Below are 13,767 nucleotides of genomic sequence, written 5' to 3' on the forward strand. Positions count from 1 at the left end.
AAAGAGAAAAGCCGGGCAAACTGCCCGGCTTTCAAAATTTGCAAAGATGCTTATTGCGGCTGCGGGTTAGGCTCTATGCCCGGCTCATTGCCCGGTTCCTCACCCTTGCGCTTGCGCGCACTGCCAGCCTTAGGCACACCCGAACCGCGGGACGGTGTATCACTACCCTGATCACGCGATGGCTTGTTGCCAGCAATCAGTTCCTTGATTTCATCACCGCTCAGCGTTTCATATTCGAGCAGACCTTCTGCAAGAGCAATCCAGTCCTCACGCTTTTCGGTCAGGATACGAGTTGCATCAGCATAGGCTTCGTCGATCAGGCGACGCACTTCGGCATCGATGATCTGTGCGGTTTCTTCCGAAACATTCTGCGTGCGCGAAACCGAATGGCCAAGGAAAACTTCTTCCTGATTGTCGCCATAAGCCACGCGACCGAGCTTGTCGGAATAACCCCACTGGGTCACCATCGAACGAGCGAGCTTGGTAGCCTGTTGAATATCGGAGGAAGCACCAGAGGTGATGTTTTCCTTGCCGAACTTCAGCTCTTCGGCCACACGACCACCCATCATGATCGCCAGACGCGAAACCATCCAGGTATAGGTCGCCGAATAACGATCACCCTCCGGCAACTGCATCACCATACCCAGTGCACGACCGCGCGGAATGATGGTTGCCTTATGGACCGGATCAGAACTCGGAACGTTCATCGCTACAATAGCGTGGCCTGCTTCGTGGTAAGCCGTATTGGCCTTTTCTTCCGGCGTCATGGCAGAGCGGCGTTCCGCACCCATCATGATCTTGTCCTTGGCGTCTTCGAACTCCTGCATGGTCACAAGGCGCTTGTTGCGACGTGCCGCCATCAAGGCAGATTCGTTCACGAGATTGGCAAGATCAGCACCAGAGAAGCCCGGCGTACCGCGTGCAATCACCTTAAGATCAACATTCGGTGCAAGCGGAACATTACGCACATGCACTTTCAGGATCTGCTCGCGACCAACGATATCCGGGTTCGGGACCACGACCTGACGGTCGAAACGGCCCGGACGAAGAAGCGCTGGGTCAAGAACGTCGGGACGGTTGGTTGCAGCAATCAGAATGATTGATTCGTTTGCTTCAAAACCATCCATTTCGACCAGAAGCTGGTTCAGCGTCTGTTCGCGTTCGTCGTTGCCGCCGCCAAGACCGGCACCACGGTGGCGACCAACCGCATCGATTTCGTCGATGAAGATGATGCAAGGCGCATTCTTCTTGGCCTGTTCGAACATGTCACGGACGCGGCTTGCACCAACACCGACAAACATTTCAACAAAGTCAGAACCAGAAATCGTAAAGAACGGCACATTGGCTTCGCCAGCAACGGAACGCGCAAGAAGCGTCTTACCGGTTCCGGGAGGTCCAACGAGCAGAACGCCGCGTGGAATCTTACCGCCCAGACGCTGGAACTTCTGCGGATCACGCAGGAATTCTACGATTTCTTCCAGATCCTGCTTGGCTTCTTCAACACCTGCTACGTCCTGAAAGGTCACACGGCCATGCGCTTCGGTCAGAAGCTTGGCCTTGGACTTGCCAAAGCCCATCGCACCGCGCGAACCGCCTTGCATCTGGCGCATGAAGAAAATCCAAACACCCAGAATAAGGATCATCGGCAGCCAGGACAGAAGGATACCCAAGAGCGAGCTGGAACCGTCGCTTTCAGGACGGGCAGTGATGGCCACGCCCTTTTCCTCGAGACGGGAAACCAGTCCGGTATCACCCGGTGAATAGGTCTGGAATGTCGAGCCGTTATCGGCAAACGTACCGCTGATCCGCTCACCAGTAATTGTTACCGACTTTACGCGCCCGTTGGAAACGTCGTCGATAAACTGGGAATAGGAAACTTCACGGGAATTGGTGCGCTGGCCAGGACTCTGGAACAGGTTGAACAGCGCGATCAAGAGCAGAGCAATGATCGCCCAAAGGGCGAAGTTGCGATAGTTCGGATTCATAACGGGTCCAATCGATACCACGGCCATCCCGCGAGAACGGGACGATGTTTCGACTTAACATAGGATCGAAGGAAGGCCTTGCCAAGGCGCGAGAGCCGCCTCGTCTTCGATTCTTGTCATTCTGGTTTATAAAAATTAGGACATTCACGACCAAACTGCTTTTCAACGGCATTTGCCAGCCCAAAATCGTAACCCGGCAACACATGATCGAAGATCGCGAAATGCCGTTCGACACTGATTCCTATGGGCAGTTTCTGCCCATTCATTGCAGGAAGCTGCGAGAGCTTGCCGTTTTCATATAAGGCCGGGAGTACCAGCAAGGCTTCCCGTTGGCTCGAATCAATCTCCCGCCCTGTGTTCTTTATAAAATCGATAAGCTCCTGCCGTTCAGGAGCGCCGATATCAAATGAATGCGCGCCCTCATTGGTGAACCGATAACGCCCATCCCAAATGATCCGCTGACCGGGGTCAAGACGCATGACAGGAAGGTTGCGCCGCTCACGCCTGAAGCGGTGTGGTTGCCCCTTCTTGCCCAGTTCAACCAGCGCTCCGAAAACCGTCATCCGATCACTTTTTTCCTGCCCGGATAAAACTCTCTCAATGCGGGATCGTTCAGCATCACCGGGCAAAAAGCGCCGACCACCGGCAATGGAAGCAAGCAGACCTGAAAACAGCCGCCGCACATTTTCCGGCAAGGCCGCATAGATAGTGGCACCGACAGTGATCGTGCCAAGCGGGCTCATAGTCACAGAATCAGGATTAGCCAGTACTGCAATCAGAGCTGCATTATCGCGTTTACGAGCAGCGCTTGCGAGCGCGATCTGGGCGAGCACCAAATCAGGATCAGCCTCAGCAGCAGACGTCAGCCGCACACGCGGGCGTTCGTAATTCGTGTTTACGTTACTCGGATCATCAATCCACACGACATTTCGCTTTATCAACTCCTGACGCAACTCCGCTCGCGGCTCATCGAGCAGTGGTCTGATCAGCTCGACAGAGTTTTCCAGCCACGAGCGTGAAGCCATTGCCGCAAGTCCACGTGCTTCCGAATGGGAACTGCGTTCCCTCCGCATCAGAAATGTTTCGATCTGGTCGTCGCGTGTATGCCCGGTGGCGATAAAATCTGCGCCCGCCTCTTGGGCGGCCTGCACCAGAAGCCGGTAGCGTGCAGAACGGGCAGCAGCAGCGACACCGCTTTTAGGCTTCGGGTCATCCCAAGCCAGGACACGATGAGCAATGCCATGCACATTGCAAAGACGCCCCACATCCTCGGCTTCGTTGGCCGATTCGTCGCGCAAACGATGATCGATGGTAACTGCAGTCAGAGACGGCGGACTATCCAGCGTCGTGAGATACTCTTTCAAAAGGAACAAAAGCGCCAGTGAATCGCTCCCGCCTGAAACGGCAGCCACAATTCCTTTGGCGTTCTCAAGTCCGAAAGGTTTGAAAATTTCGGTCGGGGAAAGCCCCACAAATGATCTCCGCGGTCAGCATTTAATACGCGTGCGCTCATCCGTTACCCGCTTCAAAATTGCGGGCGCCGCATTCGGATAGCGGTCAGGAATCTGCTTGAAAGTCGCGCAAGCAACATCATGGTTGTCCATTTTTTCAAGCGTCATGCCGAGCTTGAACATATTCTCCGGCGCACGCTTTGAATCCGGGTAATCGCGCTGCGTGTCGATAAAGACCGTTGCTGCTTCCGGGAAACGTGACTGACCATAAAGCGATTCACCATGCCAGTACCGTGCTTCCGCCGTTGTCGGATCAGCAGGATAACGCTTAATGTGCTCGCGGAAACCAGTCTCCGCAGCCTTATAGTCGCCAGACATCAGGTACTGATAAGCAGCCTGATACAGCGAATTTGGATTGTCATCGGTCGGAAGAGACGCAACCGCTTCACCAGCAGGAAGTGCAGCACCTTGTTCTACCGGGCGTGGCTCAACATTCATCGTTTCGCCGATTACATTGCCATTGTTGTCAAACCGGATGGAGCCAAGCGTTCTCGGCGGCTCCCCACGCTGAGGGTTGCCCTGTTGAGCGGAACCCGAACCAATAGCCATGGAATCGGCGCCCGATGGATCATTGGCCGCCGTTTGAGAAGAAGAACCCAAATTACCGTCTTGCGCAGTGCTTCCAGAAACCCCGTCATCGGGGTTTCCAGCGGGAGCAGCACTTGCCAGTGATGTGTTGCCACCATCATTTGGCGCGCCGCCAGCATCCGCACGATCTCCATTTTCCAATGCCTGGAAACGGCGTTCGTTTTCTTCCTGCATTTTCTGCATCTGGTCCTGCAGTTCAAGGACCTGGAAGTTCATCGCTTCAGCACGGGCACCGAGTGTGTCTGCAATGGCTGCAGGATTTGCCATGCCTTGCGTGCAGAGATCGCTTCCGGGTGGAGGCGCGACAGGGGCGTTCTGGCCCGCACTTGCCTGCGCTGCGGCTCCGCCACCCTTCTTCTTTTCCAGCTCTTCGAAGCGGAACTCATTGTCGTCCTGCGTCTTCTGCAACTGCTCGTTCGTGAAAGCAATTTGCGCATCGACATCCTCGACCTTACCGGTGAGATTGCGGATCAGCTCCTGCTGCAAGCCCGGGCTCTGATATCCGCCCTGCCCGCCCGCGCCGCCGCTATCGCGCATGGCATCGTCAAGTATCGCGGTCGAGCCGATGCTGACATGGTTCTGCGCGCCGCCCCGACCCTTTTCCAGTGCCTGGAAGCGGGTTTCGTTATCGCGCTGGATCTTTAGCATCTTATCGCGGAGCTGCAGGATGCGAGCATAGGACTGCGCATTCTGATGCGCGAGATTGCAGACCTGCTGCGAAAACTGCCCACCGCCGGGATCACCCGCCTGCGCCAGCTGGATTTGCCCTTGCTGCGAAGAAACAGATGCCGCCAGAACCGGAGCACTTGCCAAAAGCGGCAGCATGGCAATTGCCAGCGTCACTTTTCTCATTGGTTTCCTCATTCCTTTTTGCCCCTATCGCTCATGTACCCTAAAATCTTGAACCGCGATAATCATGGTTATGTGCAGGATGATCAGGCATCGTGCCTGAATATTATCTGAACACCCAATTTCTCACGGCTCTCTCAGCTTTTTAGAGAAAATCCATAAAAAGCAAAGATGCTTTCCCTATGACACTGCTGACTTCGGCCAAAATTTGTCGAAACCACCAATAGTCGGGGTCTGAAGCTGAAGCAAAAAAAGCGGCCCAAAGGCCGCTTTTTCCGGATTAGGTTCAGGCTAATTGCTGAAACTTAGCTGCCAGCACCGTTGAGAACGGTAACAGCGCGGCGGTTCTGAGACCAGCAGGAGTCGCTATCGCAAACGGCGATTGGACGTTCGTTACCGTAGGAAACGGTACGCATGCGGCTGGTTGGAACACCACGAGCCGCGAGGAAGTCGCGGGTTGCAGCTGCACGGCGCTGACCGAGTGCAAGGTTGTACTCACGTGTACCGCGTTCGTCGGCATGGCCTTCGACGGTGACCGAGTACTGCGGATAACGCTGCAGCCACTGGGCCTGCTTCGACAAGGTCTGCTGCGCATCAGCGCGGATCAGCGAAGAATCGAGATCGAACAGAATACGGTCGCCGACATTCACGGTGAAATCCTGCGAAGAGCCGGGCGTTGCAGCGCCACCAGCCAAGCCAAGATCACCGGCATTGTTCGGAAGGTTCTTCTTGGACGCACAACCGGCAACGGCAAGCGTCATGAAAAGGGCAATAGCGATAGGGCTACGTGCAATCGACTGGAAACGGCGCATGGGCCGGAGCTCCTTAAGATTTGATGTTCCTGCGTAACCAACCAATAATCATATTTAGGTTAAAGCAGGCTCAAGAAGTATGGTTAACAATTTCTTTCGGCCAGATGCAAACCGGTTTTCCCGGCAGCAATTCTGTTTTTAGCCAGTGATGGCTAAATGCGGCAGAAACACGGCCCACGGACCCGGATTATGGCAATTTGCCATAAAAAAAGGCGCGAAACCTGCGTTTCGCGCCTTCAAACTTGTTAGCTACGCTCAACAGACTACTCGAGCAGCGGCGACCAGGCCGGATCGGAACCGAAGTTCGGGGTCTGGATCTGGCGTTCGTTGCGGCCAGTCAGATCAATCGTAAAGAGCCGTGGGCCACCGGCACCTGCTGCCTTGCGGAAGAACATCAGGACACGGCCGTTCGGAGCCCAGGTCGGACCTTCATTATGAAAGCCCGAAGTCAACAGACGTTCGCCCGAACCATCGGTCTTCATGACGCCGATGGAGAACTGTCCCTGCGACTGCTTTGTGAAGGCGATCAAATCACCGCGCGGCGACCACACCGGCGTCGAGTAGCTGCCGTCACCTGCCGAGATACGGCGCGGATTGGAACCGTCAGCACCCATGACATAGAGCTGTGGGCGTCCGCCACGATCAGATGAAAATACGATCTGTGAACCGTCTGGGGAATAAGATGCGCTGGTATCAATCGCCTGGCTGTTGGTGAGACGCGTTGTGGTCCGGTTTCGCAAGTCCATTGTATAGACGTTCGCGCTACCGTCATCCTGCAGGAGGCTCATCACAACCTTCTGGCCGTCAGGCGAAAAGCGCGGTGCAATCGACATGCCCGGGAAGTTACCGACGAGTTCACGCTGACCTGTTTCAAGCTGCAGCAGATAAACACGCGGCTGACCACCAGCAAACGACATGTAAGTGACTTCCTGACGATTAGGCGAGAAGCGTGGCGTCAGCGCCATATCACGGCCATCGGACAGATAACGCACATTGGCGCCGTCCTGATCCATGATAGCCAAACGCTTTACGCGCTTCTGTGCTGGACCCGATTCATCAACGAAAACAATACGCGTATCGAAGTAACCCTTTTCACCGGTCAGGCGCTCATAGATCGCATCCGCGATGATGTGAGCAACACGACGCCAGTTATCCGGTGTTGTGAAAAACTGCTGACCGATCAGCTGCTGACCACCAAACGTATCCCAAAGACGGAATTCAGCCTTAAGCCTGCCATCCGGCTGCTTGGTGATACGGCCCGTGACCAGTGCCTGTGCATTGATGACTTTCCAATCTTCAAAACGCGGCGTTGCGTCCGGGTTGGAAATCTTTTCAATGAATGCATTCTTGTTGATCGGTGCGAAAAGGCCCGAACGTTCAAGATCTGCCGCAATGACCGATGTGATATTCGCTCCGAGCTGATCGCCCGATAGGAAATCGGTGATCGCTACCGGTAATGGCTCTACCACACCCTTGTTGATGTTGATTTCCACTACCGCGCGCGCAGGCATGGTAGCAACAAGGCTTGCAGCAATCATACAGGCGAAAGCCGAAAAAAACTGTCCGGATCTTTGTTTTCATGATGCCGATCTTCATGTCTTCAGGGACCTCTTTTGTCCTTAGAGCGCCGTGCGCCCTATTGGGCGCACAAAGGTCGCTCTAACAGTTTAGATTTGCTGCATAACTCCTAGGGAACTATGCAGAGACCTTATTGAGGGGCCTTATTGGCGGGCCTCATTCAGGCATTCGTTAGGGAGTGACCAGCCAAGCTGATCAGAACATTTCGCTCGGGTCGAAGTTGACGATTACTTCCGACCATGAATCATATTTGTCTGCAGGCAGATTGTATGGTGCGCAGCGAGCCACAGCCCGCTTGGCGCTTTCAGCTGCCGCACGGCCCACACCATCGCCACCACCACCAGAAGTTACCTGCGGGGTGCCTTGAATTGAGCCGTCCTGATTAAGTTGCATCTTGACCGTCACAACAAGACCAGGCGCATCTGCCACACCGGCAGGCACGTTCCAGCACTTGGAAATCGCACCACGCAGGGCATCCATTTCACTCTGGCTCAGCTTGGAGCCGCCAGTATTCTTCTTGCCGCCCAGCGATGCCTGATCGGTCGAACGCTTTGCGCCGCCGCCAGACGCCTTCTGCTTGTTCAGAAGAGCTGCAACCTCATCGGCAATCGCGTCATTCTTCGACTGTGATGTCTGAGAAGCCGTTTGAGACTTCTTCTGATCTTCTGTTGGCTTGCGATCCGGCGTCTTGGCGGTCTGCGCCTGTGGCGGTTTTGGCTTTGCCTGCGGTGCTGGAACATTGTCCGGCAATTTCGGCGCGGTCTGATCCGGTGCTTCGGCCTGTTTCTCAATGGCTTCCGCCACGGGATCAGGCTTCACGTCCTGCTTTTCTTCAGGCTTTGTTTGCACTTCAGTCGCAGGAACCGGCGTTGGCTTGTCCTGTGGCTTAGGTTCAGGCTTTGGATCAGGCTTCGGTTCCGGCTTCTTGACCGGCTCCGGCTGCGCTTTGGGTTCCTCAGCCGCTTCAATCGGCTTGGCCTTGTTTTCAGGCCGTGGCGGTGTTTGGGTATCGACTTCCTGATCGCCAACATTCTGAGCATCAGGCACGGTCTGTGGTTTTTTCGTCGGAACAGGCGCCGACTTTTCCTTCATCGGCGCAGTCTTATCGCCCTGCTGGATCTGGGTAATCGATTCGATCGGCACGATGTCGACCGGAAACGACTCCGAATCCTGCACGTCGAATGCCTTCGGCGAGGAAAAGGAGAAGAGCCCCAGCGCGATAACGACGGTATGGAGCGCTACAGAAGATGTCAGGCCAGCCTTCATGATGGCGTCAGCTATCCTGCTCCTGGAGTGTCACAAGGCCGATATTCTTGAAACCGGCGGCGGAAATGCGAGCCATGACCTTCATGACAGTGCCGTAATCGGCAGACTTGTCACCGCGCACGAAAATGCGCTCTTCATAACCGGTCTTGGCAATAGCCTGAAGTTTGGCAACAACTTCATCAAGCGGAATTTCAGTTTCCTGCAGATAGATCTGGCCTTCACTGTTCACCGATACAGTGATCGGCTGTGTGTCAGCATTCATGGCTTTCGCCTGCGTATCCGGCAGATCGATAGGCACGCCGACTGTCAAAAGCGGAGCAGAGACCATGAAGATGATAAGCAGCACCAGCATCACGTCCACGAATGGCGTAACGTTGATTTCACTCATCAATGCCTTCTTGCGACCACGCCTGCGGCGTCCGCCTGACTGCATTCCCTGATTTCCAACCGACATGCCCATTTCAATATTCCCGAAGGCTCGATTTAACTTTGATGCTGGAACGCTCTATTTTTTGTTTTCACGCATGTCGTTATCGGAAAACCGGTTCCCACTTTTCCGCGACATGTTTTAGCTGCGCGGCGTCAGCTTCTCATCAATTTGGCGCGACAGTATGGCAGAGAACTCGTCCGCAAAGCCTTCAAGCCGACCATTGACCTTACCCGCATCGCTCGAAAGCTTGTTGTAGGCGATAACAGCAGGGATAGCGGCAAGCAGACCAATAGCTGTTGCAAGCAGCGCTTCCGCGATACCCGGTGCCACGACCGCGAGATTGGTGTTCTTCGATGCAGCAATTGCCTGGAACGACGTCATAATACCGACAACCGTACCGAACAGGCCGATAAAGGGAGCAGCAGAACCGATTGTCGCAAGAAAGCCTAAGCGCGATTCCAGCTTGTCGCTTTCTCGCGCCAGAGCCACATCCATAGCCTTGTCGATACGCATCTGAAGTGCAATCGGAGAGCGCGCACCCTTCTCAAACGACTTTTTCCACTCGCGCATGGCAGCCATGAAAATCGACGCCATGCCAGTGGTTCGGCGATCATTGAGATTGCGGTATAATTCTTCCAGCGACTGCCCGGACCAGAACGCCTGTTCAAAGCGATCAATCGCGCGACGCGCGCGTCCATAAGCAACAATTTTGTCCACGATGATAGCCCATGTCCAGACCGAGGCGACCACGAGACCAAGCATAACCAGCTTAACGACCCAGCCCGCCTGCATGAACAGGCCCCAGAGGGTAATATCGGCGGCAGGGGCCGCGAGCGCAACATTTTCCATCGATCTACCGTCCTCGAATCCAAACGCCCGGCCTCTTGACCGGGCGGCATCGCAAATTATTCAAGAAACGTCCGCTTTCCGAACGCCTCAACCTGCGCAGCTTTATCTAACGAGCTTTTTGCACACCCTGACGGATATGCTGACGCTCTACGCCACAACCGCCATTTCGGATTTCAACTTTAAATCCTCACAGCGCTTGTTACGGTTAATTTTGGTGAAAGGAAGGCGCTACGCTTCAACCCGGCCCTTCAACCGATTCCGTCATCATCATTAATGGAATATTATGGTTAAAGATGCGTTAGCATTTGCTGAGAAGACGAGCTTGCCCGTTAATTATTGCAGGGCACTCAAAAAACTCAGTCAGCTTTCTGAAAAGCTTCGCGCCATTCATCCGGAATACGGCGGGGATGGCCCTGTTTGGTAATCATGACCGCTTCAACCTTGGCTTCTGACAGCAATCGGCCGTCACAGGTGATCTTCTGCGCCATGATGACCCGTGCCCCGCGAATTTCGCTGACACGGGTTTCCACCAAGATCAGATCATCCATTTTCGCAGGTGATTTGTAGTCGATCTCCATGCGGCGAACGACCCAGACCATTTCCTCGCCCAGCGAACCTTCAGCAAGCTCGATATGGTGAACATCCTGGAGACGCAGGAAATCGGTGCGGCCGCGCTCGTAAAATTCGAGATAGCGACCGTGATAAACGAAGCCCGAGAAATCCGTATCGGCATAATAGATACGGGCATAGAGATGATGGGTCCCGTCTTTCAGTTCGCCCGCAACCTGCGCATGATCCATAACTATTCGTCTTCCATGAAAAGGCCGAACTGCGATTGCTGGGCCACTTCGGCAGGTGCTGCCAGTCCCATATGTTGCCAGGCGAGTGCAGTCAGAACACGCCCGCGCGGCGTGCGCTGCAAAAATCCCTGCTGGATCATATAGGGTTCGATAATGTCTTCGATGGCATCACGCGGTTCAGACAAGCCGGCTGCAATGGTTTCAATTCCGACCGGACCGCCGCCAAAATTCCGCGCGATCATATCGAGATAACGCCGGTCAAGCTGATCAAAGCCACGATTATCCACTTCAAGCCGCGACAAAGCTTCATCGGCAATCTTGCGATCAATTACATCGACGCCCGCGACCAGCGCAAAATCGCGCACTCGGCGCAACAGACGGCCTGCAATACGCGGTGTCCCACGCGAACGGCGCGCGACTTCCAGCGCGCCATCAGGCGAAATGCCCATCTGCATGATGCGTGCACCACGGCGCACAATATATTCGAGCTCTTCAACAGTATAGAAATTGAGCCTGACCGGAATACCGAAACGATCCCGCAAAGGCGTGGTCAGCAGCCCAAGACGTGTCGTTGCAGCAACCAGCGTGAATTTCGCCAGATCGATCTTGACCGAACGCGCCGCAGGACCTTCACCAATGATGAGATCGAGCTGGAAATCTTCCATCGCCGGATAGAGAATTTCCTCAACAGCCGGGCTAAGACGATGAATTTCATCAATGAAGAGCACATCGCGGTCTTCAAGATTGGTGAGAAGTGCTGCCAGATCACCGGCCTTCGCAATCACTGGACCAGAGGTCGAGCGGAAATTGACGCCAAGTTCCTTGGCCATGATTTGCGCGAGCGTCGTTTTGCCCAGTCCCGGAGGCCCGACGAAGAGCACATGATCGAGCGCTTCGCCGCGAACCTTGGCGGCTTCGATAAACACCTTGAGATTGGCGCGCGCCGCCGCCTGCCCGACAAAATCGTTAAGCGTTTGTGGGCGCAATGTGCTGTCGGCGTCTTCGCCACGCAGGTCAGCATCGATAAGAGGATTACGGTCGCTCATGGCTCCCTCCTCGCACGATCGCTAAGTCGAGACAAGTAGTTCACCGCGACAGCTCCTTAAGGCCAAGACGAATGAGCTTGGCCGAATCGGCATCATCACCAGCTTCCCTCAAGGCTGCAGCCACAGCGTTCGCCGCCTGATCGCGTGAATATCCTAAATTGGAAAGTGCTGAAACAGCATCAGTTACGGGAGCAGGGGCTGCACCTGCGCCGAGCTCCTGCTTGAGACCGATAGTCCCGCTTGCATCACCCGCAAAAGCAGGTGCCTTGTTCTTCAATTCAGTAACAATGCGTTCGGCCACCTTTTTGCCAACACCCGGCGCACGTGAAACCATTGCGAGATCACGCAGCGCAATGGCATTGGCAAGCTCAGGCGGCGTCAATGTTCCAAGCACGGCAAGCGCCACCTTGGCACCCACACCCTGCACATTCTGCAACAGACGAAACCATTCGCGCTCAAGCTGCGATCCGAAACCATAAAGGCGGATCATGTCCTCACGCACATAGGTCTCGATAAACAGAATAGCCGCCTCGCCTGCCCCACCCAGATTACCGAGCGTTCGAGCGGAACAAAAGGCAACATAGCCGACACCATGCACGTCGATAACGGCATGATCCTCAGCGATTTCATCGATCACGCCCTTAAGCTTGCCGATCATTCTGATTTTACCCCGCTGCCAGCGCATCCCGAAAAGTGTGTAACGGTTTTCGGAACAAGATACGCGTTAACTTAGAAGCGCCTGCATTCTGCGTGCGCTGACAATGCTCTGACGGTGATGTGCATGGCAAATGGCAATGGCGAGCGCATCGGCAGCATCGCTTGTATCGAATGTTGCACGCGGCATCAGAACCTTCACCATCATATGAATCTGCTGTTTTTCGCCATGGCCGACACCAATGACCGCCTTCTTGACGGCATTGGGCGCATATTCCGCAACAGGAAGCCCCACCTGTGCCGGTGCCAGAAGTGCAATACCGCGCGCTTGCCCGAGCTTCAGCGTGGCCGTCGCATCCTTGTTGACGAATGTATGCTCAACCGCTGCTTCATGCGGCATGAATTCATGCAGAACTTTGGACAGCCCCTCATGCAGCTGGCAAAGCCGCGAAGCCAGATCCATCTCGGCATTAGACGTCACAGTGCCAGAGCCAATGAAATGCAGGGAATTTCCAAGCGATTCGACAACGCCCCAACCGGTACGGCGGAGCCCCGGATCAATGCCAATGATGCGAATCGTTTCTTTCATAAGTGAACCCTATCCTCAGACAGGTTCACTTGACAGCATAAATGTGAACAAAAGAGAAACATACGCATCAGATGATGCAGGTCGCCTGCGCAGATTTTGGCTTTGATGAGTCGAAAATGGTGTTCTTTGAGAACCGGAGCGCAGTGTACTTAAAGGTACATGAGCACCGGAAGCGCAAAAGAACGCCATTTGCAGGCTATCAAAAGCGAAATCTTAGGAAGCGCCAAAAGCCGTCTTGAGCAGTACGATCTGATCCGACACCGGATTGCCACGCGGAGCGCTTTGCAGGGAAACGACTTCACCATATACATTGCGATCCATGCGGCGGACACGCGCCTGAAGGCGGATCGAGCGTTCGATGAGCTCAATGAATGCGAATGGAAGTTCATTCCAGCCCGGAGCGACATCACCGGCTGAAGGCGTATCAAGACGAACCTTAGCCTTCTCAGCCGCTACCTGCTGGCGGGACATTTCACCGTTGCGGGCAGCGCGCTGCAACAGGAGCCAGGAAGCAACCTGCATCAGACGGGTGGTCATGCGCATCGATTCGGCAGCATAAAGCGTCGCGGCAACGCGCGAGAGATTGCGCGCTTCTTCGCGGCCCTCACCGTCGAGATAGCTCGCAGCTTCCTCGACCATATCCATGCCTTCACTGTAAATCGGCTTGAAGGAATCCGAGAACACCATGCGTTCAGCAAGGCTGATCATGTTACCCGGCATCTGTCCCTGTTCGCTAATCACTGCTCTGCCACCTTACATGACCGCACAACGGGCGGACATTCTGTTGCTCGCATTCTCGTCACTTGAATG

12 protein-coding genes and 1 pseudogene are annotated in these 13,767 nt (G+C 54.8%); all 13 read right to left on the reverse strand.

What is annotated here, in order from left to right:
* Positions 1 to 50 precede the first annotated feature (50 nt).
* The 13 genes and pseudogenes from ftsH to rcdA all read right to left on the reverse strand — a co-directional run bounded on the left by ftsH (position 51) and on the right by rcdA (position 13,677).
* Positions 51 to 1,985 carry an ATP-dependent zinc metalloprotease FtsH gene (gene ftsH / locus C9380_RS10285; RefSeq protein WP_024895707.1) on the reverse strand — a complete coding sequence of 645 codons (1,935 nt, stop codon included), beginning with the start codon at positions 1,983 to 1,985 and terminating at the stop codon, positions 51 to 53.
* A gap of 116 nt (positions 1,986 to 2,101) precedes the next feature.
* Positions 2,102 to 3,457: a tRNA lysidine(34) synthetase TilS gene (gene tilS, locus C9380_RS10290; protein WP_128093489.1), complete on the reverse strand. Its 1,356-nt coding sequence runs from the start codon at positions 3,455 to 3,457 to the stop codon at positions 2,102 to 2,104.
* Positions 3,458 to 3,472: 15 nt separating this feature from the next.
* On the reverse strand, positions 3,473 to 4,948 hold the full coding sequence (gene ybgF, locus C9380_RS10295) for a tol-pal system protein YbgF (RefSeq protein WP_128093490.1): 1,476 nt from the start codon (positions 4,946 to 4,948) through the stop codon (positions 3,473 to 3,475).
* A 290-nt stretch (positions 4,949 to 5,238) separates the two neighbouring features.
* A complete protein-coding gene (pal, locus tag C9380_RS10300; protein WP_024895710.1) occupies positions 5,239 to 5,745 on the reverse strand; it encodes a peptidoglycan-associated lipoprotein Pal in 507 nt (168 codons plus the stop codon).
* 263 nt (positions 5,746 to 6,008) lie between these two features.
* Positions 6,009 to 7,341 (reverse strand): annotated as a pseudogene (tolB, locus tag C9380_RS10305) (Tol-Pal system beta propeller repeat protein TolB).
* A 177-nt stretch (positions 7,342 to 7,518) separates the two neighbouring features.
* The gene (locus tag C9380_RS10310) at positions 7,519 to 8,589 is read right to left on the reverse strand and encodes a cell envelope integrity TolA family protein (RefSeq protein ID WP_024895712.1); all 1,071 of its coding nucleotides are present in this window, start codon (positions 8,587 to 8,589) and stop codon (positions 7,519 to 7,521) included.
* Positions 8,590 to 8,596: 7 nt separating this feature from the next.
* Positions 8,597 to 9,049, reverse strand: a complete 453-nt coding sequence (gene tolR, locus C9380_RS10315; RefSeq protein WP_024895713.1) for a protein TolR — start codon at positions 9,047 to 9,049, stop codon at positions 8,597 to 8,599.
* A gap of 108 nt (positions 9,050 to 9,157) precedes the next feature.
* On the reverse strand, positions 9,158 to 9,868 hold the full coding sequence (gene tolQ / locus C9380_RS10320; RefSeq protein WP_024895714.1) for a protein TolQ: 711 nt from the start codon (positions 9,866 to 9,868) through the stop codon (positions 9,158 to 9,160).
* Between the two features lie 356 nt (positions 9,869 to 10,224).
* Positions 10,225 to 10,668 (reverse strand): YbgC/FadM family acyl-CoA thioesterase, encoded by a 444-nt coding sequence (locus tag C9380_RS10325; protein ID WP_024895715.1) that lies wholly within the window; start codon positions 10,666 to 10,668, stop codon positions 10,225 to 10,227.
* Positions 10,669 to 10,670: 2 nt separating this feature from the next.
* Positions 10,671 to 11,714, reverse strand: a complete 1,044-nt coding sequence (ruvB, locus tag C9380_RS10330) for a Holliday junction branch migration DNA helicase RuvB (RefSeq protein WP_024895716.1) — start codon at positions 11,712 to 11,714, stop codon at positions 10,671 to 10,673.
* Positions 11,715 to 11,754: 40 nt separating this feature from the next.
* Complete coding sequence (gene ruvA / locus C9380_RS10335) at positions 11,755 to 12,372, reverse strand: Holliday junction branch migration protein RuvA (RefSeq protein WP_024895717.1); 618 nt, start codon at positions 12,370 to 12,372, stop codon at positions 11,755 to 11,757.
* A gap of 66 nt (positions 12,373 to 12,438) precedes the next feature.
* Positions 12,439 to 12,957, reverse strand: a complete 519-nt coding sequence (gene ruvC, locus C9380_RS10340; protein WP_024895718.1) for a crossover junction endodeoxyribonuclease RuvC — start codon at positions 12,955 to 12,957, stop codon at positions 12,439 to 12,441.
* Positions 12,958 to 13,170: 213 nt separating this feature from the next.
* Entirely contained in the window at positions 13,171 to 13,677 is a 507-nt protein-coding gene (gene rcdA, locus C9380_RS10345) for a protease adaptor protein RcdA (RefSeq protein ID WP_024895719.1), read from the reverse strand.
* Positions 13,678 to 13,767: the final 90 nt, after the last annotated feature.

Source organism: Brucella pituitosa (assembly GCF_003049685.1).
Lineage (GTDB): Bacteria > Pseudomonadota > Alphaproteobacteria > Rhizobiales > Rhizobiaceae > Brucella > Brucella pituitosa.